This is a genomic window from Komagataeibacter oboediens, from assembly GCF_018491655.1.
Classification (GTDB): Bacteria; Pseudomonadota; Alphaproteobacteria; order Acetobacterales; family Acetobacteraceae; genus Komagataeibacter; species Komagataeibacter oboediens.
The window spans coordinates 105,602-130,465 of the sequence record NZ_JABLUU010000001.1 but is presented as its reverse complement, the minus strand read 5'-3'; the positions used below and the strand labels follow the sequence as shown (position 1 = coordinate 130,465).

20 protein-coding genes are annotated in these 24,864 nt (G+C 64.8%); 9 read left to right on the top strand and 11 right to left on the bottom strand.

Annotation, left to right across the window (positions count from 1 at the left end; all coding sequences use genetic code 11):
• Positions 1–12: 12 nt before the first annotated feature.
• From HNO79_RS00570 to tsaD, 6 genes are all read right to left on the bottom strand, one after another.
• Entirely contained in the window at positions 13–2,922 is a 2,910-nt protein-coding gene (locus HNO79_RS00570) for a [protein-PII] uridylyltransferase (RefSeq protein ID WP_214164350.1), read from the bottom strand.
• 84 nt (positions 2,923–3,006) lie between these two features.
• On the bottom strand, positions 3,007–5,619 hold the full coding sequence (gene mutS / locus HNO79_RS00565; RefSeq protein ID WP_214164351.1) for a DNA mismatch repair protein MutS: 2,613 nt from the start codon (positions 5,617–5,619) through the stop codon (positions 3,007–3,009).
• A 60-nt stretch (positions 5,620–5,679) separates the two neighbouring features.
• Positions 5,680–7,242 carry a murein biosynthesis integral membrane protein MurJ gene (gene murJ / locus HNO79_RS00560; RefSeq protein WP_200410486.1) on the bottom strand — a complete coding sequence of 521 codons (1,563 nt, stop codon included), beginning with the start codon at positions 7,240–7,242 and terminating at the stop codon, positions 5,680–5,682.
• Between the two features lie 36 nt (positions 7,243–7,278).
• The gene (locus HNO79_RS00555; protein ID WP_010513766.1) at positions 7,279–7,764 is read right to left on the bottom strand and encodes a glutathione peroxidase; all 486 of its coding nucleotides are present in this window, start codon (positions 7,762–7,764) and stop codon (positions 7,279–7,281) included.
• Positions 7,765–7,870: 106 nt separating this feature from the next.
• Positions 7,871–8,842, bottom strand: coding sequence for an NAD(P)H-dependent glycerol-3-phosphate dehydrogenase (locus HNO79_RS00550; protein ID WP_214164352.1), 972 nt, complete (start codon positions 8,840–8,842; stop codon positions 7,871–7,873).
• 128 nt (positions 8,843–8,970) lie between these two features.
• Complete coding sequence (gene tsaD / locus HNO79_RS00545; protein ID WP_214164353.1) at positions 8,971–10,086, bottom strand: tRNA (adenosine(37)-N6)-threonylcarbamoyltransferase complex transferase subunit TsaD; 1,116 nt, start codon at positions 10,084–10,086, stop codon at positions 8,971–8,973.
• Positions 10,087–10,157: 71 nt separating this feature from the next.
• Here tsaD and hemC point away from each other — a divergent pair, with 71 nt between their 5' ends.
• Positions 10,158–11,240: a hydroxymethylbilane synthase gene (gene hemC / locus HNO79_RS00540; RefSeq protein WP_010513764.1), complete on the top strand. Its 1,083-nt coding sequence runs from the start codon at positions 10,158–10,160 to the stop codon at positions 11,238–11,240.
• Positions 11,227–11,970, top strand: a complete 744-nt coding sequence (locus HNO79_RS00535; RefSeq protein ID WP_244987383.1) for a uroporphyrinogen-III synthase — start codon at positions 11,227–11,229, stop codon at positions 11,968–11,970. Before hemC ends, HNO79_RS00535 begins: the two co-directional genes overlap by 14 nt.
• Before the next feature lie 71 nt (positions 11,971–12,041).
• Here the strand turns inward: HNO79_RS00535 and secB are convergent, their stop codons facing one another.
• The gene (gene secB / locus HNO79_RS00530) at positions 12,042–12,563 is read right to left on the bottom strand and encodes a protein-export chaperone SecB (RefSeq protein WP_010513761.1); all 522 of its coding nucleotides are present in this window, start codon (positions 12,561–12,563) and stop codon (positions 12,042–12,044) included.
• A 201-nt stretch (positions 12,564–12,764) separates the two neighbouring features.
• On the opposite strand from secB, the gene HNO79_RS00525 reads away from it, so the two are divergent.
• The 5 genes from HNO79_RS00525 to HNO79_RS00505 all read left to right on the top strand — a co-directional run bounded on the left by HNO79_RS00525 (position 12,765) and on the right by HNO79_RS00505 (position 17,903).
• Positions 12,765–13,451: a Tim44/TimA family putative adaptor protein gene (locus HNO79_RS00525; RefSeq protein ID WP_010513760.1), complete on the top strand. Its 687-nt coding sequence runs from the start codon at positions 12,765–12,767 to the stop codon at positions 13,449–13,451.
• A gap of 56 nt (positions 13,452–13,507) precedes the next feature.
• Entirely contained in the window at positions 13,508–14,722 is a 1,215-nt protein-coding gene (gene mltA / locus HNO79_RS00520) for a murein transglycosylase A (protein WP_214164354.1), read from the top strand.
• A 35-nt stretch (positions 14,723–14,757) separates the two neighbouring features.
• Positions 14,758–15,648: a DNA-methyltransferase gene (locus HNO79_RS00515; protein ID WP_010513758.1), complete on the top strand. Its 891-nt coding sequence runs from the start codon at positions 14,758–14,760 to the stop codon at positions 15,646–15,648.
• A gap of 85 nt (positions 15,649–15,733) precedes the next feature.
• Positions 15,734–17,146 carry a cytochrome-c peroxidase gene (locus tag HNO79_RS00510; protein ID WP_181418150.1) on the top strand — a complete coding sequence of 471 codons (1,413 nt, stop codon included), beginning with the start codon at positions 15,734–15,736 and terminating at the stop codon, positions 17,144–17,146.
• Between the two features lie 145 nt (positions 17,147–17,291).
• A complete protein-coding gene (locus tag HNO79_RS00505) occupies positions 17,292–17,903 on the top strand; it encodes a Smr/MutS family protein (protein WP_010513754.1) in 612 nt (203 codons plus the stop codon).
• A 48-nt stretch (positions 17,904–17,951) separates the two neighbouring features.
• Here HNO79_RS00505 and HNO79_RS00500 read toward each other — a convergent pair whose 3' ends face one another.
• A complete protein-coding gene (locus HNO79_RS00500) occupies positions 17,952–19,043 on the bottom strand; it encodes a hypothetical protein (protein WP_048855366.1) in 1,092 nt (363 codons plus the stop codon).
• An 80-nt stretch (positions 19,044–19,123) separates the two neighbouring features.
• The gene (gene hemF / locus HNO79_RS00495) at positions 19,124–20,032 is read right to left on the bottom strand and encodes an oxygen-dependent coproporphyrinogen oxidase (protein WP_214164355.1); all 909 of its coding nucleotides are present in this window, start codon (positions 20,030–20,032) and stop codon (positions 19,124–19,126) included.
• A 174-nt stretch (positions 20,033–20,206) separates the two neighbouring features.
• On the opposite strand from hemF, the gene HNO79_RS00490 reads away from it, so the two are divergent.
• Both HNO79_RS00490 and HNO79_RS00485 read left to right on the top strand, forming a co-directional pair.
• The gene (locus HNO79_RS00490) at positions 20,207–21,028 is read left to right on the top strand and encodes a cytochrome c1 (RefSeq protein ID WP_214164356.1); all 822 of its coding nucleotides are present in this window, start codon (positions 20,207–20,209) and stop codon (positions 21,026–21,028) included.
• Positions 21,018–21,923 carry an S-methyl-5'-thioadenosine phosphorylase gene (locus HNO79_RS00485; protein ID WP_214164357.1) on the top strand — a complete coding sequence of 302 codons (906 nt, stop codon included), beginning with the start codon at positions 21,018–21,020 and terminating at the stop codon, positions 21,921–21,923. The genes HNO79_RS00490 and HNO79_RS00485 overlap by 11 nt, the downstream gene beginning before the upstream one ends.
• A 155-nt stretch (positions 21,924–22,078) precedes the next feature.
• On the opposite strand, the gene HNO79_RS00480 is transcribed toward HNO79_RS00485, so the two are convergent.
• Together HNO79_RS00480 and HNO79_RS00475 are read right to left on the bottom strand one after the other, a co-directional pair.
• A complete protein-coding gene (locus tag HNO79_RS00480) occupies positions 22,079–22,741 on the bottom strand; it encodes a dienelactone hydrolase family protein (protein ID WP_010513749.1) in 663 nt (220 codons plus the stop codon).
• A gap of 484 nt (positions 22,742–23,225) precedes the next feature.
• Complete coding sequence (locus HNO79_RS00475; protein ID WP_214164358.1) at positions 23,226–24,602, bottom strand: Hint domain-containing protein; 1,377 nt, start codon at positions 24,600–24,602, stop codon at positions 23,226–23,228.
• Positions 24,603–24,864 lie beyond the last annotated feature (262 nt).

Genomic DNA, 24,864 nt, shown 5'->3' with positions numbered 1-24,864 from the left:
CCCCGGACCGTTTCAGATCGTGATGGATTCCAGTTCGGATGACCGGCGCTGGGCTGCAGCTTCCGCTTCCTGCAGGCCCGCCAGCAGGGTCGTGCGAATCCGGTCCAGACGTCCCTTGTCAGTAATCTTCAGCCCGAATAGGTCCTTGACGTAAAACACGTCCACCGCCCGTACGCCATAAGTGGTGATGTGGGCGGACGCGATCTGCAGCTTCTGTTCGCTCAGCGCCGCCGTGACATCATGCAGCAGGCCGGGACGGTCACGCCCGTTGATTTCCACCACCGTGCAGGTGTTCGATGCGCGGTTGTCGATTACCACGCGCGGCGGCACGTGGATGGCGCGCATGCGGCGGCCACTCACCCTGCGGCCGCACTGGGCAATTTCACGGTTGATGTTCAGGTGCCCCGTCAGCGCCTGTTCCACCAGCAGCGACAGGCGGGCAAGCTGCTGCGGTTCCTCGAACGCCGCACCGCCCGCATCCTGAATCCACAGCGTGTCCAGCGCCATGCCATTGGTCATGGTATGGATGCGCGCATCCACGATCGAGGCCCCGGCAATGGCCACCGCCCCCGCGATCTTGGAAAACAGGCCCGGATGGTCGGCGGCGTAAATCGTGACTTCCGTCACCCCGCGCGCTGGCAGGGGTTGGGTTTCCACCGTCAGGGGGGAATGCACGCGTTCCGATTCGCTGATAAGCCGGGCATGGCGGGCATGGGTGTCATGGTCGAAGGACAGCCAGTAGCTGCCATAACCCAGCCCCATGAAATGGCGCACATCGGCTTCGTTCATGCCGTCTTCCACCAGCCATCGGGAGGTGGCGTCCTTGGCGCGTTCCACGCGCACGTCGCGCTCGGTGGTGGCAAGGCTGCCTTCCAGCACCTCGGCCACGCGCATGTACAGTTCGTTCAGCAGCGTCGCCTTCCACGCGTTCCATACGCGCGGCCCCACCGCGCGCATGTCCACGATCGTCAGCAGCAGCAGCAGCCGCAGGCGTTCGGGCGACTGGATGATGTCGGCCAGGTCAAGGATGGTCTTGGGATCGTCAATATCGCGCTGGAACGCGGTGTGGCTGAGCAGCAGGTGATGCAGCACCAGCCACGAAACGGTTTCCGTCTCCTCGCTGTCCATGCCCAGTTCGGGACAGACATACAGCGCGATCTGCGACCCGATTTCCGAATGGTCGCCGCCGCGGCCCTTGGCGATGTCATGCAGCATGACCGCGACATACAGCGCGCGGCGCGAATGCAGGTTGCGCGCAAGGTCATAGGCGATGGGGATTTCATCGGCCATCTGCCCGTGTTCCACCCGGCCAAGGATGCGCAGCGCGTCGATGATATGCTCATCAACCGTAAACACATGATAGGTGTCGAACTGCATCTGCCCCACGACACGCGACCAGTCAGGCAGCAGGCGGCCCATAAGCCCCGTTTCATTGAGGATATGCAGCCAGTAGGCATTTCCCTTGCGCCGCCCCTCATCCATCAGGTGGAAGCTGGGGGTGGTGTCCGCCTGTTCGGCGGCATCGCCACGCGGCGCGCGTTGCGGGCGTTCGGGCGGATCGCCACACATGAGGTCAAGGAAGATCCGCGCGGTTTCCGGGTCGCCGCGCAGGCTGGCAGCCCGGCGTTCCCAGCGGATCAGCTGGTGCATGGCCATGGGGTGGATGGGTAGCTTGCGCTTCTTGGCCCAGTCCAGCAGGCGCATCATCTGGATGGGTTCATCCTCGAACGACGTGCCGCGCTGGGGCAGGATACGACCGTCCAGCACGGTAAAGCCCGCGTCACGCATCTGGCTGTCGGCTTCGGGTGCGTTGGCCACGGGGCCAAGCGCCTGACGCAGCACGGCGGGTTCCAGCACCAGTGTCAGGCGCATCACCTCGCGCACGGTCAGGAAGTAGTGGCGCATGAAGCGTTCCACACCCACCTGCCGTCCATGGCGGGTGTAGCCCATGCGGCCGCCCACAACCGGCTGCACGTCAAAGGTCAGGCGTTCTTCCGCCCGGCCCGACACGTAATGCAGGTGGAAGCGCACCCGCCACAGGAAGTCCCACGCCCGGCGCGCGCGCTTGGCTTCCTGTTCGGTCAGCAGTCCCAGCTCACTGAAACCGGGGGCCAGCAGGTCGGATACATGGCGCGTGCCGAAGGTGTAGCGGCACATCCAGTACAGCGTCTGCAGGTCGCGCAGGCCGCCCCGGCCTTCCTTTATGTTGGGTTCCACCAGATAGGGACTGTCGCCAAAGCGGTGGTGGCGGGCGGCGCGTTCCTTGCGCTTGTCGGTAATGAAGCGGTCGGCACCTGCCCGGACGCAGGCCACGATGTAGCGGGCCTGAAACATGGAAAACAGCGATTCGCTGCCCGTCAGGGCACGGGCGTCCAGCAGCGTGGTCCGCACCGTGGTGTCGGCCTCGGCCTCGGCAATGCATTCATTGATGGTGCGCGTGGCATGCCCGACCTTCAGCCCGAGATCCCACAGGAAATACAGGATGTATTCGACGCAGGCCCGCACGTCCTCGCCCTGTCCGTCCTGTATGTCGGGCACCAGGAACAGCAGGTCGATATCGCTGAATGGCGCCAGCAGCCCGCGCCCGTACCCGCCTGTGGCGGCAATGGCGAAGGGGGCTTCAGGATGCGAATCGATGCCTGTCTGCTGCATGGCGAAGGCCGCCAGCACGCGGATCATGCCATCGGTATAGGCGGCCAGCAGCTTCCCTGCCTCGGCCCCGCCCAGGCGGTGATGCTCAAATTCCTCGCGCACGTGGGCCTGGTAGCGCGACAGGTGGCGGCGTACCAGCCCGATGGCATCTTCGCGCGGCAGGGCACGTACATCGCCACCGCCTGTCCCGGCGGGGAACAGGGCGGAATGAAGGGCGTTCGTCATGGCCTCGACCGAAGCGGAGGCGGAAGGGGGGGCAGCGTTCGACATCGTCGTCAGATGGCGTCCTGTAAATGGCGATAAAGATCCGGGATCGAGTGTGCCGCCCCTGATGGGGTCAGGTCCAGAGCCGTATCAGGATTTCAGCAGTTTTTTGAGTTTATACAACATTTCCAGCGCCGCGCGCGGGCTGAGCGTATCAGGGTCCAGATCCTCGATCATGTCGAGTGCGGCAGGCGGCAGCGCGGGTGTGGGCGGTGGTGCTGGCGCCTCATCCGCCGTGGCCTGTTCAAACAGCGGCAGGGGCGGGGCCTGCCGCCCGCGTTCCTTTTCCAACGTGGACAGCAGGCGTCCCGCGCGGCGCACCACGGGATCCGGCACGCCGGCAAGGCGCGCGACATGCACGCCCCAGCTGCGGCGGGCGGAACCGGGTATGACCTCATGCTGGAAAATGACCTGTCCCTTCCATTCCCGCACGCTCATGGTGTGGGGGGACAGGCGGGGCATGGTGTCCGCCAGTTCGGCCAGTTCATGGAAATGCGTTGCGAATATTGCGCGGCAGCGCAGCGTGGAATGCAGGGTTTCCAGCACCGCCCACGCAATGGCCAGCCCGTCGAGCGTGGAGGTGCCGCGCCCGATTTCATCCACCACCACCAGCGACCGCGGTCCGGCTTGGTTCAGGATGGCGGCGGTTTCGGTCATTTCCACCATGAAGGTGGATCGTCCGCGCGCCAGGTCATCCGACGCGCCAACGCGTGAAAACAGCCGGTCCACCACGCCAAGGCGCATGGCCTGTGCCGCGACCGGCAGGCCGGCCTGCGCCAGTATGACCGCCAGCGCCGTCTGCCGCAGGAAGGTGGACTTGCCCGCCATGTTGGGCCCGGTCAGCAGCATGACGCGGTGATCGGGATCAAGGTCGCAGTCATTGGGGGTAAAGCGGGCGTTCCTGGGCAGGGCCGCTTCCACCACCGGGTGGCGTCCCGCGCGGATGACAAAGGATGTATCCGTGCCGACGGCAGGACAGCACCACATGCCGCCACCGGCCAGCACCGCGCAGGACTGCGCGATGTCGATGCATGACAGGGCAGCGGCCATGTCCGGCAGGGCGGCTTCGTCCAGTATCTTTCCCACCACCTGCGTAAACAGGTGGCGTTCGCGCATGCCCGCGTTTTCGGCAGCCTGCGCGATCTGCTGGTCAAGGCTGACCAGCCGTTCGGTGGAAAAGCGGCTGGCGCTGGCGGTGCCCTGCCGCATGATCAGGTCCTCGCGCCCGCGCAGGCGCGCGCTGGCGGCCGCGGGCACCTCGATCACGTAACCAAGCTGGGCATGGTGACGGATCTTCAGGTTGGGGATGCCGAATTCCGCGGCGTATTCCTGCTGCAGCGCCGCAATGACGCGCCTGCTGCCATCGCGTAGTTCACGCTGGGCATCCAGTTCCGCGTCATACCCGCTGGCGATGATGCCGCCGTCATCCATGCGGGCGGGCGGGTTCTCGCTCAGGGCGCGGCCCAGCAGGTCCTCCAGTTCATGTGCGCGATCAAGGTGGCGTGCGGCCTGTTCTACAATGGGGGGCAGGTTTTCGTGCCGGTTCAGGATCGCCCCGATTTCGCGCGCGACACCCAGGCCAAGGCGGATGGCCACGGCATCGCGCGGCTGCCCACGTCCCAGCGATAGCCGACCCAGTGCGCGCGCCATGTCGGGGGCTGCGCGCAGGCTGGCGCGCAGGTCGTCGCGTATGCCCGGCTTGTCCAGCAGCCACGTCCATCCCGCCTGCCTGCGGGCAATGCGTTCGGGATCGGTCAGCGGGGCTGCGATCCAGTCCGCCAGCATCCGGCTGCCCGCTGCGGTCACGGTGCGCGATACGGCGGCGAACAGGGTGTGTTCGGTCTCGCCATCGCGCGTGCGCAGCAGGTCAAGACTGGCGCGGGTGGCGGGATCAAGGCCAAGGATGTCGCTGCTGTCGCTGGGGCGGGGATGCGACAGGCGCGGCAGCTGGCCCGCCTGGCTGCGGCGGATGTAATCGATGGCCGCCGCAGCCGCCATGGCTTCCGCGTCGCTGAAGGTACCAAAGGCGTCAAGGCTGGCGACGCCAAAGGCCTCGGCCATGCGCTGGCGTGCGGCATCGGCGCTGGCGGGCGGGACGATGGGGGTGCGGCGCGCGGCGAAATCACCCAGTTCCACGGTATCGGCGCACAGGATCTCCGCCGGGTCCAGACGGCCCAGCAGGTCGTTCAGGTCACGCGGGGGAACGGTGGCGGTTTCAAACAGGCCGGTGGAAATATCGATCCATGCAAGGCCGGGATCACTGGCGTCGCGCCCGGTGGGGCAGATGATGGCGGCCAGAAGGTTCTGCCGTCCCGCCTCCAGCAGTTCGTCTTCGGTCAGCGTGCCCGGCGTGATCAGGCGCACGACCTCGCGCCGCAGTGGTCCCTTGGACGCGGGGCGTCCCTTGCGGGGCTGTTCGGTCTGTTCGGCGACCGATACACGGAACCCGCGGCGGATCAGGCGGGCCAGATAGGCCTGCGCCGCATGCACTGGCACCCCGCACATGGCAATGGGTTCGCCCCCATGGGTGCCACGCGCGGTCAGCGAAATGTCCAGCGCCGACGCTGCTGCTTCCGCATCATTGAAAAACAGTTCGTAGAAGTCCCCCATCCTGAAAAACAGCAGGGCGTCGGGGTGTTCGGCTTTCAGCGCAAACCACTGCGCCATGGCGGGTGTAGCGCCCTCGGGCGATGGGAATGTCATGTCCGGTGTCTAGCGGTGGGGTAGGGGATTCGCCAGTGCGGATTTCATGGTCCCTGTCCCCTATGCCGTGCGCCCGCGGCGCAGGCGGCGATTGATTGCGTCCATGGCCTGGCGCATGTCGGCCACCCCGAGCACCTGCAGTGCCAGCAGGTAGATGCCAACGCCCAGTATCACCAGCCCTCCGACATCTACGATCCGCATGATCGGCCCGGCTTCCATCGCGCGCCCCAGCGGGGTGTAGCCCAGAACGACCAGACCCGTCGCCATGACGCCTGCGCACACCATCATGCCCGCTAGTTGCCGCACAAGGGCCGGGTCGGGAACCAGCGCGCCGCGTCGCCGCAGCACGAATGCCAGCACGCCCGCATTGACCATGGCCGCAAGGCTGCTGGCCAGTGGCGGGCCGATATGGGCCAGCCAGTGCATGAAGCTTATGTTCAGGACGAAGTTCAGCGCCAGCGTGCCCATGCCGACCAGCACCGGCGTGCGCGTATCCCCGCGCGCGAAGAACCCCGGCGAGAGGACCTTGACCAGCACGAAGGCTGGCAGCCCCAGCGCATAGGCCCGCAGCGACTGCGCGGACAGTACCGCGTCATGCGCGGAAAAATGCCCATGCCCGAACAGCGCCATCATGACCGGGGCCGCAATGACCAGCAGCCCCGCCGCGGCTGGCAGCGTCAGGATCAGCGCGTAGGAAATGGCGCGGTTCTGGGTGTGGTGGGCCGCCTTTACCTCACCCGCCGCCAGATGCCGCGTCAGCACGGGCAGCAGCGTTGTGCCTGCCGCCGCCCCCAGTACCCCCAGTGGCAGCTGATTCACCCGGTCGGCAAAATACATGAGCGATACACTGCCCGCAGGCAGCAGGGTGGCGATGATGGTATCGACCAGGAAGTTGATCTGCGTGATCCCGCTGCCCACCAGTCCCACGCCCATGCGCGCCAGCAGCGTGCGGATGCGTGGCGTAAGGCACGGCGTCATGAGGCGCAGGCGCATGCCCGCATGGCGGGCGGCGTACAGCAGGATGCCGAACTGCACCACGCCCGACGCGGTCACCCCCCATGCGGCGGCGTGCGCCACATCACCCGTGAACGGGGGGAGGACAAGGATGGCGGCGATGCCGATGACGTTGAAGCTGACATAGGCGGCCGCCGCCACACCAAAATGGTGCATGCCGTTCAGCACGCCCGAAACCAGTGCGGCCCCGCAGATCATCAGCAGGTAGGGGAATGTAATGCGGCTGAGCGATATGGCCAGCGAGTCCCGCAGGTCGCCATGCGTGAACCCCGGCGCGATCAGGCGCAGCACGCCGGGCATGAAGATTTCCCCCAGCACCGTCAGCACAAGCAGCCATGACAGCAGGACACTCATCGTCTCGCTGGCGAATCGCTGCGCGGTGTCCCGGCCCTCGCGTTCCAGCAGGGAGGAGAACAGCGGCACGAAGGCGGCGTTCAGCGCACCCTCGCCAAACAGCCGGCGGAACATGTTGGGCAGGCGGAACGCGATCTGGTACGCGTCCTGCGCCGCCCCCGTGCCCAGCAGGGCGGCCAGCAGCTGGTCGCGCACCAGCCCCAGCACGCGGCTGATCATGGTCCAGCCGCTGACGGTCAGGAACCCCTTCAGCATCGGTTCAGCATGGTGCGCGCGGGCATGATGGGGACATCAGTGATCCATCACCGCCCGTTCGACCGCCATGCGCACGCGGCGCGATTCCGGCGACGTGACGCAGGTGAACCAGTTGGCCAGCTGACCATCGCGCCCGATCAGGTATTTGTAGAAATTCCACCGTGGCAGAGACAGGAACCCGCCTTCACGCGCCAGCCAGCGGAACAGCGGGATCGCCTGAGGCCCCCTGACGTGGCTCTTTGCGGTCAGGGGGAAGGTGACATTGTAGTTGCGCTGGCAGAAGGTCGCGATCTGGTCCGGCGTGCCGGGTTCCTGGTTGCCGAAGTCGCTGGACGGCACGCCAATCACCATCAGGTCATGGCTGCGCCATGTGGTCCACAGGCTCTGCAATCCTTCATATTGCGGCGTGAAACCGCATTTGGATGCCGTGTTGGCAATCAGGATCGGCTTGCCCCGCAGTCTGGACAGGTCAATGTCGGGGCCATTCAGGGCAGGCAGGACAAAGTCATAGATCGTGGTCATTGAAATGCTCGGTTTCGTAAGCGCGCCGGAGTAACCGGATTGCCGGGTCGCATGGCAGGGGTCAAGCCGCCTGTTTGCAAATGTGGAATGTGACGTGGATGTCCATTCAGGCGAATTCATGTCCGACCGGACGCGACAGCAGCAGCTGGCTGGCGTCCTCCATGTCGATCGTGCCCGCCAGCAGGCTGGTGACGGTGGCGATGACCGGCGTGCTGACGCCATGCTGGCGTGCAAGCCGCAGCAGCGCGGGTGCCGTCGCCCGGCCTTCGGCCACACCTTCCAGCGCATCCGCAGCCTGCTGCGCCGGTGTCCCCTGGCCGATCGCCAGCCCAAGACGGTAATTGCGCGACGCCGCCCCCGTGCAGGTCAGCAGCAGATCCCCGATTCCCGCAAGGCCTGACAGCGTCTCGGGCCGTCCGCCCAGCGCGTGCGACAGGCGCGACAGTTCGGCAATGCTGCGGGTGATCAGGGCCGCGCGGGCATTTTCCCCCAGCTTCGCCCCGATCGTGGCACCCGCGGCGATGGCCACCACGTTCTTGGCTGCTCCGCCTACCTGCACGCCCGTCGGGTCATCGCTGGCATACAGCCGGAAGGCTGGCGTGGTCAGCAGGTCCGCGAGCCTGCGGGCCTGCGTGCGGTCCGTGCAGGCCAGTACGGCGGCGGCGGGCAGGCCAGCCGCGACTTCATGCGCGAAATTGGGGCCGGACAGGATACCCAGCACGCTGTGCGGGAACATCTCCCCCAGGACCTGAAGGGGCAGGAGGCCGGTTGTTTCCTCAACGCCCTTGCAGCACGCGATCAGCGGCGCACAGGGCGGCACGTTCCGCGCAATGGTGCGCAGGTGCTGCATGGGACAGGCCAGCAGGATCAGGTCGGCCTGCCGGGGCATGACATCACTTACGGTAATGCGGGGCGGCAGCGCATGACCGGGCAGGCGGGGCATGACGCGGCCTGCGGACATGGTGGCGGGATTGCGTGCCCACAGGCTGACTTCGGCGCCCGCGCGCGCGGCCTGCAGCGCGAGTGCCGTCCCCCATGCGCCTGCGCCGATCACGGCAATCCGTGCGGAATGGGTCATCCGTTCGTTTCCTGACGATTACGTGCCGTATCCGGCATTCTGTTGGTCCCTGTAACCGCAATGCGCCTGTTGTGGTTGCCATGCAAGGCGGGAGGCCTGCATGCCTGCTGGCGACAGGGCAGGGGGGATCAGGCAGTGGCCCCGTCAGTATCCGCCGTCATGCGCTGCGCCATGTCCGACAGCGGCCAGCGCGGGCGCGGGCGCATGGCAATGTCATTGGGAACGGGCAGGCCCAGGGCCGCGCGCGCGCGCATGGTCTCGATCGCGGCCCATGCCACCATTACCGCGTTATCAGTGCACAGCCGCAGCGGCGGCGCGGCGAACGGCAGGTCGTGCGCGGTGGCGAATTCGTGCAGCCGCGTGCGCAGGACGCCGTTGGCGGCCACCCCGCCCGCCACGACCAGCGTGGTGGGGCGTTCCATCATCTCCAGCGCATGGCCAAGGCGGTCGATCACGATATCGCTTACGGCCTGCTGGAAGCTGGCGGCGATGTCGGCGGCCTGCTGGCGCGGCAGGGCGGTGCGGACCTCGGCCGGCAGTTTCTGCGCCACGGCGGTTTTCAGCCCCGAGAAGGAAAAATCACACCCCGGACGCCCCATGAGCGGCCGCGGCAAAGGCACGGCGTGCGGGTCGCCCTCACGCGCCAGGCGTTCGACCGCAGGCCCGCCGGGCCAGCCGAGGCCAAGCATCTTGGCCACCTTGTCGAATGCTTCGCCCGCCGCGTCGTCAATCGTGCCGCCCAGCCTGCGGTAATGGCCGACCCCTTCCACCGCGATGCACTGGCAGTGTCCGCCCGATACCAGCAGCAGGAGATAGGGGAACGGTGCGCCGTTGGCTGCCACACCGGGCAGGCGCACGGTCAGGGCATGGGCTTCGATATGGTTTACGGCAATGAATGGCCGGTCCAGCGCAATGGCCATGCCCTTGCCCATGTCGGCCCCCACGATCAGCCCGCCAATCAGCCCCGGACCGCAGCTTGCGGCAATCGCACCCAGGTCATGCGGCTGCATGCCGGCCGTGCGCAGCGTGTCGCGCACCAGCGCGGGCAGCGCGCCAAGGTGGGCCCGGGCGGCGATTTCGGGCACGACCCCGCCGAATGGCACATGGCCGGATTGCGATAATGTCGCTTCTGCCAGGATCCTGCCATCTGTCGACACGATGGCGCAGGCCGTGTCATCGCACGAAGATTCAATGGCCATAACGGGAGTTGGCAGATCGGGGCATGTCGGTTCGGTATGGGGCATGGCGTAATTTACAATCCGGATGTGCCGAATGTCATCTTTCCTTTATCGCGGTGCGGTAATAGACACGCGATATGGAGTCCGCAAAGCCATCAGCCCCGTTTCCATCGTCCGCGCTACAGAAAGTCGCGGCCGAGGCCGCTGCACGCCAGCGAAAGGAAGCCACACATGCCGAACCCCACCGCCGGCAGTTGCCGCTGAAGGTGGGCACGCGCGCTTCCCCGCTGGCGCTGGTGCAGACACGGGCGTTCCTGACGGTGCTGACCCGTTTCTGCCCCGTGCTGCGCGACATGGGCGCGTTCCAGGAACACCAGATCAGCACCACGGGCGACCAGGTGCTGAACCGCAAGCTGGCGGATATTGGCGGCAAGGGCCTGTTCGCCAAGGAAATTCACGAAGCATTGCTGGATGGCCGGATCGATTTCGCCGTCCACAGCCTGAAGGACCTTGAAACCACGCTGCCGCCGGGGCTGGTGCTGGCCTGCACCCTCAAGCGTGAGGATGCGCGCGACGTGCTGATCCTCGGCCCCGGCTGTGGGGAGCCCGACCCGGCGGATCCGTACGCGGTCCTGCCGCATGGGGCGCTGGTGGGGTGTGCCTCGGTCCGGCGACAGGCGCAGATGCTGCATGTGCGGCCCGACCTGAAATTCGGCCTGCTGCGCGGCAATGTGCAGACGCGGCTGGACAAGCTGGCGGCGCGGCAGTGCGATGCGACATTACTGGCTTATGCCGGGCTGCGCCGCCTTGGCATGGAAGACCGGGCGGACGTGATCCTTGATCCCACGATCATGGTGCCTGCGGCGGGGCAGGGCATTGTCGGTGTGACGGTGCGTGAAAGCGATGTCGAACTGCGTGAACTGCTGTCCGCGATCGAGGACTATGAAGCCCGCGCCGTCGCCACGGCGGAACGCGCGCTGCTGGCGGAACTGGACGGGTCGTGCCGCACGCCCATCGGCGGGTATGCCCGGCTGATTCCGGTTGTCGCGGGTGGTGCGCCGGAACTGCACCTGACCGGTCTTGTCGCGCGCGAAGACGGGTCCTTCCTGCTCAAGCGCTCCATCAGTGGCGCGCCCGCCGATGCGGCGCGTCTGGGCCGTGACCTTGGCCGCAGCCTGCGTGCCGACAGTCCCGCCGATATTTTTGTTGAACAGAAGTAACCAGCCTTCATCCCCCGCCATGCGCGCGGGGGTGATCGTGACCCGCCCGCCGCCGGGGCTCGCCCCCACCATGGCGGCGGTGGGGGAGCGGGGGCTCCATCCCATCGCCGCCCCCATGCTGCATGTCAGCCAGCATGCACTTTCCATCGGTACGTTCCGTCCTGATGCCATCGTGCTGACCAGTGGGCAGGCCGTAGGCAGCCTGACCGACCCGGGCCTGCATCATATTCCCTGTTACGTGGTGGGTGCCGCCACTGCGCGGCGCGCCCGTGCGGTGGGATTTGCCCATGTCATTGCGGCATCCGGCACGGCGGATGACCTGACGGGGCTGCTGCGCGCGGCCATGCAGCCCACTGCCCGGCTGCTGCTGGCGGTGGGACGGGGATATGGGCAGGACATGGCGACGGACCTGCGCGGGCGGGGATACCGGGTACTGCGACGCTGCGTTTATGCTGTGCGCCCGGCGACATGCCTGCCGCCCGATGCGCTTGCCGCCCTGCGGGCCGGGCAAGTGGCGGCGGTCATGTTCTATTCCACCCGCACGGCGGAAGCCTTTGTCGCTGCCCTGCCGCCAGCGCTTGTGCCCGCGCTGGCAGGGGTCGAGGCCATTGCCATGTCCGATGGGGTGGCCGCCGTCCTTGGTGCGGGTCTGCGCTGGGGTGGCATACGCATTGCCACCCGGCCGGCGCAAGAGCGCATGCTGGCCTGCCTGCCCGGCGGAGGGGACTGAACCGACGTGTCCCGGCCATAAAAAAAGGCCGGGAGCATGTGCCCCCGGCCCTGTCGTCCATAGCCCGTGGATCAGGCGTGGCCCGGCGTCTGGTCGAACGAGTTGCGCTTGGCCTGCCACAGCGCCACGAAGTCGATCGGCTGCAGCACCACGGGCGGGAACCCGCCGTCGCGTGTCACTTCGCTCAGGATGTTGCGCACATACGGGAAAATCAGGCGCGGCACTTCCACCAGCAGGATCGGCTCGATCAGTTCGGCGGGCGGGTTGTTCAGCGTGGCGATCGCGGCATAGGACAGTTCGGCGATGAACACCGGGCGACCGGCGGGGCCACCTTCCTGCTGCGGGGCTTCGGTGGCTTCGGCCTTTACGGTCAGGACCACTTCGAAGACCGGCTGTTCCTGTTCCAGGCGGTTGGCCTGCACGTCGATGTTGACCGAAATCTGCGGGTTCGTGCGCAGCGTCGCGAAGATTTCCGCACCAGCGGGCACTTCAAACGAAAGATCCTTGATATACTGCAGATTGATCGCCAGCGGCAGCGCCGGGGGGGCGCTCTGGCCGTTTTCAGGGGTGGGCGGCTGAGTCGTGTCGGACATGCTTGTCTGTATTCCCCAGAGATATGCGGAAAAAAGAAATGAATACCGTATTCTCAGGCCGTAGCATGGGTCTGCGGGGGATGCCATACCAGCTGTCGGAATTTTAACGGTGCTTGCGCATTGTGCTGGCTCCGGCCGTTGCTTATGTTGTGCCAAGGGTAATCTTGGCAGGCCACCCGCCTGCCGTTATGGACGCGCGGCATGAATTTTTCTTTTGGTCATTTTCCGCTGGATCTGATTGTTCTGGGGCTGGTGGCTGTATTCCTTGTTCTGCGACTGCGCAGCATTCTTGGCCGTCGGGTTGGCGCAGAACCTGCACCACGCCCCATGGCGCCCCCGCCCATGGCCGCGAATGTCGTGGAACAGAAGCCCGAACCCCCGCCGCCATCCATTACATATGACATTCCCACGCCGGACACGCGGGTGGGGCAGGTGCTGGCCCGCATCGCCACCCTGCAGCCCGGCTTCACCCCGCAGGAATTCGCGAAGGGGACGGAGGCGGCTTTCCGCCAGATCGTCGGTGCGTATGCGGCAGGGGACCTGAACGTGTTGCGCCAGCGCCTGACGGCTGCGACATTCACGGCGTTTGAGGCCGCGATCCAGTCCCGCCAGCAGGCGGGCGAAGTCCTGCGCAGTGAAATTCGTGATATTACCGACATCGCCATCATTGGTGCCGATATTGATGAAACGGCGGGCCCCAGCCCGGTCGCCCGGATCGAGGTGCGTATCGTATCCGATCAGATCAGCCTGACCGTGGACAGCAATGGCCAGCCCGTGGCGGGCGTGGACGCCGTGACCGAGTTTTCCGACCTGTGGACGTTCGAGCGCCTGCTGGGCGTCAATACCGATGGGTCCGGGTGGCGTCTGGGGGCCAGCCGCAGCGCATAGGCCGCATTGCCATAATTTCCTGACAAAGCCGTGATCAATCTGTGTGCATGAAAGTCATGAAGCGTATCGCGCCGTTGTGCGCCGTTGTTGCCCTGTGTGGATGTCATTTCGGGGAAGGCCCCAATCTTGGCACCCCTCCCGCCAGCGGGAAGCATCATAAATCCCATCATCATCATGCCCATGCCATAAGTTTCGATCGTCTGCCGGGATGGCAGGACGATGCGCTGGAAGATGCGCTGCCGGTTTTCCTGCAGGACTGTCACAAGGTTGCCAGCCTGCCGGCAGACAGCAGTCTGGGCGGCGACGGCATCAGCCACCCCGGCCGGCAGGTCGGGGACTGGCAGGCTGCATGCAACGCGGCGCGCACCGTGCCCACGGGTGACCGTGCCGCCGCGCGGGCATTTTTTGAACAGTGGTTCGTGCCCTACAGCCTGCCGGCGGGCAAGCGGGCGGACGGCATGCTGTTCACGGGGTATTATGAACCTGAAATCCGCGGTTCCCTGCGCCGGGGCGGCATTTACCAGACCCCGGTCTATCGCCGCCCGCCCGATCTGGTGCGCGAGCGTGACGCGCAGGGCAAGGTCGTGACAGGCCGCAGCGAGGATGGGCGGATCGTGCCCTACTGGACCCGCGCGCAGATCGACCAGGGCGTGCTGGCCCACAAAAAGCTTGAACTGCTGTGGCTGGCGGACCCGGTCGACCTGTTCTTCCTGCAGTTGCAGGGCGCGGGCCGGGTGCGTCTTCCCAATGACAAGGTGATCCGTCTGGGCTTTGACGGTCTGAACGGTCAGCCTTACGTGCCGCTGGGCCGCGTCATGGTGGCGCAGGGTTTGCTGAAGCCCGATGACGTGAACATGGCGTCCATCCGGAACTGGCTGGAAGCAAATCCGCAAAAAGCCATGGACATGATGGAGCAGAACCCGAATTACGTCTTTTTCCGTGAACTGGATCCGGGCGATACGCAGGCCGGTGCGCCCGGTGCGCTGGGCGTGCCGCTGACGCCGGGCCGGTCCATGGCGGTGGACCGGGATTTCATTCCGCTGGGAAGCCCGGTATGGGTGCAGGCACAGGTGCCGGTTGATGGGCACCCCGTAACGTGGCAGCGGCTGGACTTCGCACAGGATCTGGGAACCGACATCAAGGGCCCGGACCGTGCCGATCTGTATATGGGTTGGGGGCCGGAGGCAGCGCAGGCGGCTGGAAACCTGCGATCGCCCGGACAGATGATCGTGCTGGTACCCCGCAGCGGCGAAGCGGAAAAGAAACACTAGATCCGCATGGGCGGAGTGAAGAGCGTAGTAGCATCATGACAGGGCGATCCCGCGCGGGGCAGGCTTGCGCATCCACACCCCGCCTGCCGCGGACTGTCCGTTATACCGAGGGGCCGCATCTGCTGGTGCGTGGCGACTGTATCCGGGCCATGCGGCGCATGGAGCCGGACAGCGTGGACGTGGTCGTCACCTCGCCGCCCTACAATATCGGCCTGAAATACCGCACGTACCGTGACCGGCTGGAAGAAGATGGCTATCTGGACTGGATGGTCGAGGTCGCGCGTGAAGTGCGGCGCGTCATGCGGCCCGACGGGTCGTTCTTCCTGAATGTCGCGGGGTCTTCAGCCCAGCCATGGCTGCCGTTTGAACTGATGGTGCGGCTGCGTGAGATGTTCGTGCTGCAGAACCATATCTCATGGGTCAAGTCGATCTCGGTGGGGGTGGAAACGCATGGGCATTTCAAGCCGGTCAACAGCCCCCGTTACCTCAACCGTAACCACGAACACCTGTTTCACCTGACGCGCACGGGCAATGTCGGGCTCAATCGCCTCGATATCGGCGTGCCCTACATGGACAAGTCCAATATCATGCGCCGTGGCCACCGGCAGGACCGGCGCTGCCGGGGCGACACATGGTTCATCCCGTATGAGACCGTTCAGGGAAAAGCGCAGAAATTCCATCATCCCGGCACGTTTCCCGTGCTGCTGCCCCAGATGTGCATTCGCCTGCATGGCAAGGCCGCCCCCGTGGTGTTGGACCCGTTCATGGGGACGGGCACCACGCTGGTCGCCGCCGTGCGCGAAGGGGGGCAGGGCATCGGAATCGACCTTGATACCATCTATGTCAATGTCGCGCGGCAGCGGGTACGGCAGGCCATGGAAGCGCAGGTGGATGGCGTGGCCGGGACAGATGATCGAAACTTTTGATGGTTTTCATTGAAACGATTATTTTGACAAATAATTCCTGAATCGGCCAAAACCCACTCAAGCAAGGGATAAGGGGGTTTTGTTGATGTCGGTAAAGAAGGCAGTGGCGGCGGTGGTCGCCGCAGGTATCGTGGCGTATGGCGGGACGGTCGCCTATCTCACCCATTTCGATCATGCGACCGCGCCAGCACCTGCGGGGGCAGGGGTGGATGCGGTATCGTCGGCGGCGCTGAATGTCATGCGCGAAGCCCGCTGTGACTACTGCCACGCGGCCAGGGTAGACCTGCCGTTCTATTTCAGCCTGCCCGTGGCCAATACGCTGATGAGCCATGATCGCGATCAGGGGCTGCGGCATTTCCGGGTGGAGCCGGTCATAAGCGCCCTTCAGAACGGCAGCGTGCCCGATCAGGAACCGCTGGCCCGGATCGAGGAAGTCATCAACCAGAACCGCATGCCGCCCACGCTGTACCTGCTCATGCACTGGCATGCCCACCTGTCTGACGCGCAGCGCGAAAGCATGCTGGCATGGATCGCGCAGGTTCGCCGCCAGCATTACGCGACGCAGGGCGTTGCGGATCGATTCGCAGCCGAACCGGTGCAGCCCGTGCCGGAATCCGTGCCGGTGGACCCGCACAAGGTGGCGCTGGGCCAGCGGCTGTTCTTTGATCGCAAACTGTCGGGTGATGGTACCCTGAACTGCGCCAGCTGCCACAGCCTGCAGCATGGCGGTGTGGATGGACTGGTGACCGCGACCGGCATCCATGGGCAGAAGGGGCCGATCAACGTGCCGACCGTCTTTGATGCGGTCTTCAACAAATGGCAGTTCTGGAATGGTCGCGCGGGCACGCTGGCGCAGCAGGCGGCGGGACCGGTCATGAACCCTGTCGAGATGGGATCGCATGACTGGACGTCGGTCGCGGACCGCCTGCGGGAAGACCCGACCTATGCCACGGATTTCCAGGCCGCGTATGGCAGCGACACGATTGATGAAAACACCATCACCGATGCCATCGGGGAATATGAAAAGACGCTGGTGACACCGGACAGCCGCTTTGACCAGTACCTCAAGGGGGATGATGCGGCGCTGAACACGCAGGAAAAGCACGGTTACGCGCTGTTCAAGCAGATCGGCTGTTCCGGATGCCACACCGGGCCGTCCATGGGCGGGCAGGCGTTCGAGCCGCTGGGACTGGAAGGCAATTATTTCTCGGCCCGTGGCGGCAAGCTGACGGATGCGGACAAGGGGCGTTTCGAAGTGACCCATGACCCCGCCGACATGGAACGCTTCAAGGTGCCCAACCTGCGCAACATCGCGCTGACCGGTCCCTACTTCCATGATGGCAGCATCAAGACGCTGGATGGGGCCGTGCGTGACATGGCGCGTTACCAGACGCCCGACCATAACATTTCCGATCAGGACGTGACGGATATCGTGGCGTTCCTCAACACGCTGACCGGGCGCTATCAGGGCGAGACCCTGCGCAATACCGCGCCGTAAAACGGTTTTTCCCATCCGGGAACGCAGGCCCTGCCGCACATGCGGCAGGGTTTTTGCGTATGTGGTCATGCCTGAAAACATGGACCTGCCGGGCGCGGTATGATTCTATGGCCAAGGCCATCGGCCGGGAGAAAGGAATCATACCGTGAGGCAGCGCAGACTGAACGAGGAGGAACAGGCCCTCTGGGCGGCCTTCGCGCAGGGAATCGCGCCGTTGCGGACCGCCCGGCAGGCAAAACCCGCGACCCTGCCACCTGACCCTCCGGTTCCGCCCTCCACCACCCCGGCAAAACCGGGCATGAGTCGTGCCGCCATCATGCAGAGGCTGTCATCGGGCGGGGTGCATGCGGTGCATGGAACCGCCAGCCACAGTCTGACCGTGCAGAAGGGCAGGGGCGGCGCATTTGAAATTGGTGTGCGCAGGCCGGGACTGGATGACACAAGCTGGCGTGGGCTGGTCAGTGGCAAGCTGCGTCCCGCCCGCAGGCTGGACCTGCATGGGCAGGTGGCGCAGACGGCGTTCCACCGCCTGCATGGTTTCATCATTCAGGCACATGCAGACAATGTGCGCTGTGTCGAGATCATAACCGGGCTGGGCAGCGGCCATAATGGCGGCATCCTGCGCCGGGAACTGCCATTCTGGCTGGGGCGTGGGGATCTGGGCCGTCTGATTCTGGCAGTCGTGCATCCGCATGCCGCCAATCAGGGCGCGGTGCGCGTGCTGCTGCGCCGTTCAGCACGTGGAAACGGTTTCTGAAACAGGCGGCGCGAAGGGCAAGACGGCGGCGAGGGACCGCGTGCGGCCTCAGCCCAGACGCCATGTAGGCAGGTGGGCGGCCAGCCAGCGGCGCAGCGTCATGATGGTGGACGTATCCCCCGATGCCAGGCGCAGGGCCTCGGTCGCATCCGTGCCGGTCAGGAGCGTGCGGCCGGACTGATGGGCCATGGACTGTATGGCGCTGTCATGCATGGCCTGCGTCGTGCCCGCCCGCCACCGCGCCAGTGTCGCGGATTGCGTCAGCATGGGCAGCACAAGGGCAAGGTCCACCCCTGCCGCCGCGGCCAGTGGTTTCCATGCGGCGTACAGCAGGTCATGCAGGGCGGAATGCGCGTCCTGCTGCAGGCGGGCCTGCAGGCTCATGACCTGCTGGTCATTGGGCAGGGGGAGGGGATCAACCTGTGTGCCCAGTGTGAACAGGGCAGGAAACCCCGCCTGCGCCAGCGTGCTGATCAGCGCGGTGGTTTCCGGTGTGCCCAGCGGGTCGGTGATCTGTATGGTATCAACCTGGTTGTCACGCAGGGCTGCTGCGGCGGCCTGCGGCGTGGCAAGGCCCGTGACCGGAATGGGGCGAAGCCCGAACAGGCTCATGGCCAGTACGGTCGGCAGTTCGATCCCCGTCAAGGTCGATACGGCAATGCGCACGGGCCGGTCACGCATGAAATTACCAAGGCTGCGGTGCAGTTGCGCCCGCCCGATGACCACCGGCATGGTCAGGCTGAGCAGCAGCGGCAGCCAGCGGCTGTAGTCAAAATGCACGCGCGGATCCCCGCACAGGGAGGACACCAGCGCCGAACCCGGCGCCGCCAGCGCGACCATGCCATCGGACGCGAACTGGGAATCAAACAGGTTTGCCCCCGTCACCCCGTCCTGTCCCACGGTATCGCGTACCGGCAGGGGGGCGGGCAGGTCCAGCCCCTGCGCCAGCGCCGTGGGCAGTACCGGCACCCATCGGTCGGCCATGGCGCTGTGGTTGCCTGCCACCAGCAGGGTCGCCCCGCCAGATGCCCCCGTGGGCATGAGCAGGCGTTCACGCGGCAGTTCGGACGCAGCCCCCCGGCGCAGGGGCATGGCAGCTCCCCCGGCCAGCAGGGCCAGAAGCGCGCGCCGACCGATCATGGCTGCACCTGCGCACGCAGGGAAATGCGGGCGTTCAGGACGGGACGGAATGGCGGGTATGGGGCGGACATGGCCTATTCTTATGGCCAGTGGACTTCCGGGGGAAGGCTCATGAGAATGGCTTCGGTATTTCCGCCGGTTTTCAGGCCGAAAATGGTGCCCCGGTCATGCAGCAGGTTGAATTCCACATACCGTCCACGGCGGACAAGCTGCGTCTTGCGCTGTTCATCGGTCCACGGTTCCATCATCCGGCTGCGCACGATATCGGGGTAGGTTTCCAGAAAACCCAGCCCCACGTCGCGGGTGAAGGCGAAGTCGGCATCGATGTCACCGGTATTGAGCCGGTCATAGAAAATGCCGCCCAGACCGCGCGCTTCATTGCGATGCGGCAGGTAGAAGTACTTGTCGCACCATTCCTTGAAACGCGGATAATATTGCGGGTCATGCTTTTCGCAGGCCTGCCGGAACCCGTCATGGAACCGGGCGGCGTCGCTTATGGCTTCGGCGCTTTCGGGGAACATGGGGGTAATGTCGCCACCGCCGCCAAACCAACCCTGCGTCGTGATGATCATGCGGGTGTTGAAGTGGGCGGCCGGCACAAGCGGGCTGCACATATGGGCGACAAGGCTGATGCCCGTGGCGAAGAAGCGTGGGTCTTCCGACGCGCCGGGGATCGAGTCGCGAAAGCCGGGGCTGAATTCCCCGCTGACGGTGGATACATTGACCCCCACCTTTTCAAACACGCGCCCGCGCATGAGGCTGATCACGCCACCGCCGCCGGGGGTGCCATCATCATTGGTACGGTTCCATGGCGTGCGTTCGAAGCGGCCGGGGGTCTCCTTCCCCGGCAGGGTGGGGGAACCCTGTGCCGCGGCGTCATCCTCGATCCGTTCGAAGGCGTCACATATCCGGTCACGCAGGTTTTCAAACCAGGCGCGGGCCGTGTCCTTCAGTCCGTCATGGGCGACTGGGGTGCGGGATGTTGTCATGGTCGTATCATTCTGCCCGTTCTGGTCGTTCGCGATGATATTACGGGTGCCCGTTTGTCCCGCCTATTGCAAGACGGGCGATTGCAAGACCCGCTACCCACCCGCTAGGAAGGGGGCGCACTTCCGGCAGGAATGCGGAAGGAAGCACGTAATTGCGGCGGGAACGTAGCGGACATGCATGAACGGGGCCAACAGCAGGGCAGGACGCCATTCGCGCGGAACGTGTTGCGGCGTGGTGTGCTGCTGTCCTGCCTTGTCATCCCGTCGTGCCTTGGGGGTGGCGCTTCAGCGGCGTGGGCGCGTGACTACCGTGAACCACCCCGGCAGGACTGGAGTTTCCGTGGGCCGCTGGGCCATTTCGATATGGCTTCGGTCCAGCGTGGCTATACCGTTTACGCACAGGTCTGTTCCGCCTGTCATGGCATGAAATCGCTCACCTATGGTGACCTTGCCGGACTGGGGCTGAAGGAAGCGGACGTCAATGCCATTGCAGGGGCGCACCATGTCCCGGCAGGGGTGGATGGCAGCGGCCATCCGGCTACCCGGCCGGCCAACACGGATGATCACCTGCTGTCCCCCTATCCCGATGCGCATGCGGCGGCAGCAGCCAACCATGGCGTTGCCCCCCCTGACCAGTCGCGGCTGGCAGTCGTGCATCCCGGCGGGGTGGACCGTATCGATGCCTTCCTGACCGGCTATGGGCAGACCCCGCCGCCGGGCATGACGGTGGCGCCGGGGCTGTTCTACAACCCCTATGCCGCGAACGGGCAGACCGCCATGCCACCACCGCTGCATGATGGCGGGGTGACCTATCCCGACGGCACGCCCGCGACGGTGGCGCAGCAGGCGCGTGATGTCACCACCTTCCTGGCGTGGGTGGCCAGTCCGCACCTGACGGAACGGCACCGCGTGGGGGTGGGGGCGGTCGTGTTCCTTCTGATCCTGCTTATTCTTTCCATCTGTCTGAAACGGAGAACGTGGTCCAATGTCCACTAACCCTGCTGCCGGTGAGCAGATCGAGCCGGTCATCGGCCTGATTGGCGGTTCCGGCCTGTATGATATCGAAGGCCTTGAAGACAAGGAATGGCGCACGGTTGAAACCCCGTGGGGCAAGCCGTCCGACCAGCTTCTGTTTGGCAGGCTGGACGGGGTGCGCTGCGTGTTCCTGCCGCGGCATGGCCGTGGCCACCCGCTGCCGCCTTCGCGCCTGAACTATCGTGCCAACATCGACGCGCTGAAGCGGTCGGGTGTTACCGACATCGTGTCGCTGTCTGCCGTCGGTTCGCTGAAGGAAGAACTGCCGCCGGGACATTTCGTGGTTATCGACCAGTTCATCGACAGGTCGTTCGCGCGTGAAAAAAGCTTTTTCGACACGGGCTGCGTGGCCCATGTCGGCATGGCCGACCCGCTGTGCCCGCGCATTGGCGACGTGCTGGAAAGCCAGTGCCGCGAACTGGGGCTGGATGTTACCCGTGGGGGCACGTATCTGGTCATGGAAGGGCCGCAGTTTTCTACCCGTGCGGAGAGCAACCTGTACCGTTCGTGGGGCTGCTCGGTCGTGGGCATGACCAACATGCCCGAAGCCAAGCTGGCCCGCGAAGCCGAGATCTGTTACGCCACCGTTGCCATGGTGACCGATTATGACTGCTGGCATGATGATCATGACAGCGTGACGGTGGATGCCGTGGTCAAGGTGATGCAGGAAAACGCCAGCCGTGCCCGTGCCCTTGTCCGTTCGGTCATCCCGAAACTGGGGGCGAAGCGTGGCCCGTGTTACGCGGGCTGTGACCGGGCGCTGGAACATGCCATCATCACCGCACCTGACAGGCGTGACCCTGCCCTGCTGAAGAAGCTGGAAGCCGTTGCGGGCCGCGTGCTGAACCGGGGCTGAATGACGGCTGCCTGCGCTCATCACCCGGTGGTGGCGGGGGCATGTCCTGAAAGTCTTCAGACGCCGCCTTTTTTCAGAAAGGCGGCGTTCTCTGAATCTCTTTGAAAGCAGCGCCCATGGCCGGCACGGCATGGGCATTTTTCATGCGCGACGTGTCAGAGCCAGTGTTCAAAAAAGCTCAGCGTGCGCTGCATGGCCAGCGTGGCGGCAGCTTCGTTATAAGATGGGCGATCAGTGCAGCCGAAGCCGTGATCGGCGCCGTCATATGTGAAAATCTCGATATCCTCATGCGCGGCACGGATGGCGTCGACCTCGTCAGCGGGGATATGGGCATCTTCCGCGCCGAAATGAAGCTGCACCGGGCAGTTGGGGACTTGGTTGCGGGTTTGGGCAATGCCCCCGCCATACCATGCCACCGCCGCCGCGAACGCCTTGGTATGGCACGCCGCTTCCCATGCCAGCTTGCCGCCCCAGCAGAACCCGACAATGCCTTTTTTCTCTGCCGGAAGCATGTCCGCCGCCGCGACAAGATCCTTCAGCGTGTCGTCCTGCGCAATCTGGCTGCGCAGGGTCAGGCCTTCCTGCATGCCGGTGCCGTCATAGGGCAGGATGGTGTTGCGCCTGACGCGGTCAAACAGGGCAGGGGCAATGGCCTGATACCCTTCCGCCGCAAATGAATCACATACGGACCGGATATAGGGCGTTACCCCGAAGATTTCCTGTACCACCACAACGCAGCGCGCGGCATCCGGCCGACCGGCCCGGTAGGCGGAAAATGTGTGCCCGTCCGCCGCTGTAACGGTGATGTCTGCGCCCATGGCTTTTACTCCATTCATTCCTTCGTTGCCCGTCACACAATGATGCGGGGACCCCATGCGTCAATATGAAACCCGCGTGAGGAGACAGTTTATAAGAATTTTCCCCTGTCCTGCCGACCGGCCTGCCGTGCGCATATGGCCTGATCTGCTGGTGGTTTCCTGCTGTCAGGCGGGCATGCACCGGGGAGCCCTGCATTCATGCCTCTGGCCCGTTCGGAATGGACGGGCCCCGCGTGGCGGGAATGGTGTTCATGGAGAAGACAGGGGGTATGTGACCCGGCAATATCGCGGTCGCGTGCACTACAGGGCAGTGAAGGCATCTGGCGAAACGCATGGGATAGCTGCCTTACCTGATCGCCGGTCCGGCGTGGGCGGCCTGTTCATTCAACGGAAAGTAAACAGGTGGTTGCCCATCAATACATGAAAGGGGAGGCATTCCCGGAATGCCTCCCCTTTCATCAGGCTACGCAAGGCGCAGGCGGAATCAGGCCTGCATGCGCGACATATGGGCATCGCCTGCAGGGGCGTCGTCATTTTCTGCGCCAGCCTGATCCCAGTACTGCCCGTTCGCATGCTGCAGGGTCAGCGTCAGGGTAACCTGGCCCTTGCAGTTCGCCCATAACTCGGGGGGCAGGTGCAGGTCACCGCGGGTCCAGCGCCATGCCACGTTGTCAGCCGCTTCGCCTTCATGGAACTGGTTTTCAAGGTTGGCATGATCCAGTGCGATGTCCGCTTCATGACCCAGTCCGTCGGCAATGTGCAGACCAGACAGGGACAGGCCGAGCGTACGGGTGTCGGAACAGCTTTCCCATTCGGCAGGACGGAACGTACGGCTGCGGAGATGCACGTTCTGTGCTGTCGCCGGGAAGGTGAAGCAGGCCTGATCGCCATTCATCACGGCCTCGACCCGCCTGCCATCCACAGTCAGGTGCATGTTGGAACGGCTTGAAACCTGCCAGCCCAGACCCCGTGCCCGGGCGACAAGGCGTGCACGGATGGCGTCGATGACCGGCCCGTCTTCAACCAGCGGACGGGCATAATCCGACACGGACGCAGCCGGACGCAGGGCAGGGACATTCAGCCCGAGCGCCGCGCGGTTGCCCACGTCCAGATAGCTTTCACTGGGCAGGTTGTTCGACAGCAGCACGTCATGGCTGTCCAGTTCCACATGCCAGTAGGTCACGCTGTCACGTGGTTCCTGGCGGATCGTCGCGCCATTGACCAGACGGATGGCCTGGGTGAACACTGCGTCCATGACGGTCACGGCAATGGCGTGACCGGGGGAGACGACCAGATCCCGGTCGGGTACGTTGGTCGCGAAGGCATGCGCCGCGATGCGTACCGGCCACAGGTTCCGTGCCCGTGCGCAGTCCTGCGATGGCAGGTTGGTGACATGCAGGTTGCCGATCCAGCGTACCGGCCGGATCTGCCCGCTGGATGTCAGCACCATGTCCCCGAATTTCAGATCCTCGACCGTGACATCCCCATCGGGCGTGCGGATGAAGGTGCCGGTTACGAAGCAGGCGGTATCGATCGGTGCAAAGGAATTGCCGTTGCTGACAAGATCCTGAGAGGACGGAATGTCATTGACAGCCGTATATGTCGTGGACGTGGTTTCAATGTACTCCCCTTCGCCGCCTACTACGCCCTCATCATAGGTCTGACCATTATATGTGTCGGTTATTGTCTGCTCGGGCACGTAGAAGATGGTGCCGGTCCCGTCCGCCGTCGTGTACGGGGTCTGTTGCAGCAGCATGCTTTCCTTGCCACCATCGTCGCCCGTTGTTGTGGCTTCGACCAGGCCGGTATTCGTTGTGCCATTATAATCGCTGTTCAGCGATATCGTATTATCGCCAGCCATCCCTGCATCGGCCTGCATGATATCGGAGCTGGAAGGCGCGTAATTTTCGTCTGCAATCGAAACAGGATCGAACGTGTTGCCGTTCAGGGTGCCTTCAAAAATCTGACTGTTTTGAACGGTAACCTGCGCGCTATCATCATCCGGATGACTGGAATCTATCTGGGGCTGACTTTCATGATAGGTAGCGCTTTGGTAGTCCTTGTATTCATTTGCCAGTGAAGCAGGGGTTTCATGGTGCTGCTACGACAGGGCATCAGAACCG

What these genes read in the sequence shown, in the direction of transcription:
- HNO79_RS00515 (WP_010513758.1), top strand. Translation starts at nt 14,758, where the DNA reads ATGACAGGGCGATCCCGCGCGGGGCAGGCTTGCGCATCCACACCCCGC.
- HNO79_RS00500 (WP_048855366.1), bottom strand. Translation starts at nt 19,043, where the DNA reads ATGATCGGTCGGCGCGCGCTTCTGGCCCTGCTGGCCGGGGGAGCTGCC.
- HNO79_RS00480 (WP_010513749.1), bottom strand. Translation starts at nt 22,741, where the DNA reads ATGGGCGCAGACATCACCGTTACAGCGGCGGACGGGCACACATTTTCC.
- mltA (WP_214164354.1), top strand. Translation starts at nt 13,508, where the DNA reads ATGAAGCGTATCGCGCCGTTGTGCGCCGTTGTTGCCCTGTGTGGATGT.
- HNO79_RS00485 (WP_214164357.1), top strand. Translation starts at nt 21,018, where the DNA reads ATGTCCACTAACCCTGCTGCCGGTGAGCAGATCGAGCCGGTCATCGGC.
- hemC (WP_010513764.1), top strand. Translation starts at nt 10,158, where the DNA reads ATGGAGTCCGCAAAGCCATCAGCCCCGTTTCCATCGTCCGCGCTACAG.
- tsaD (WP_214164353.1), bottom strand. Translation starts at nt 10,086, where the DNA reads ATGCCCCATACCGAACCGACATGCCCCGATCTGCCAACTCCCGTTATG.
- secB (WP_010513761.1), bottom strand. Translation starts at nt 12,563, where the DNA reads ATGTCCGACACGACTCAGCCGCCCACCCCTGAAAACGGCCAGAGCGCC.
- mutS (WP_214164351.1), bottom strand. Translation starts at nt 5,619, where the DNA reads ATGACATTCCCATCGCCCGAGGGCGCTACACCCGCCATGGCGCAGTGG.
- HNO79_RS00570 (WP_214164350.1), bottom strand. Translation starts at nt 2,922, where the DNA reads ATGTCGAACGCTGCCCCCCCTTCCGCCTCCGCTTCGGTCGAGGCCATG.
- HNO79_RS00550 (WP_214164352.1), bottom strand. Translation starts at nt 8,842, where the DNA reads ATGACCCATTCCGCACGGATTGCCGTGATCGGCGCAGGCGCATGGGGG.
- HNO79_RS00490 (WP_214164356.1), top strand. Translation starts at nt 20,207, where the DNA reads ATGCATGAACGGGGCCAACAGCAGGGCAGGACGCCATTCGCGCGGAAC.
- HNO79_RS00525 (WP_010513760.1), top strand. Translation starts at nt 12,765, where the DNA reads ATGAATTTTTCTTTTGGTCATTTTCCGCTGGATCTGATTGTTCTGGGG.
- HNO79_RS00555 (WP_010513766.1), bottom strand. Translation starts at nt 7,764, where the DNA reads ATGACCACGATCTATGACTTTGTCCTGCCTGCCCTGAATGGCCCCGAC.
- murJ (WP_200410486.1), bottom strand. Translation starts at nt 7,242, where the DNA reads ATGCTGAAGGGGTTCCTGACCGTCAGCGGCTGGACCATGATCAGCCGC.
- hemF (WP_214164355.1), bottom strand. Translation starts at nt 20,032, where the DNA reads ATGACAACATCCCGCACCCCAGTCGCCCATGACGGACTGAAGGACACG.
- HNO79_RS00475 (WP_214164358.1), bottom strand. Translation starts at nt 24,602, where the DNA reads ATGGCTGGCGATAATACGATATCGCTGAACAGCGATTATAATGGCACA.
- HNO79_RS00510 (WP_181418150.1), top strand. Translation starts at nt 15,734, where the DNA reads ATGTCGGTAAAGAAGGCAGTGGCGGCGGTGGTCGCCGCAGGTATCGTG.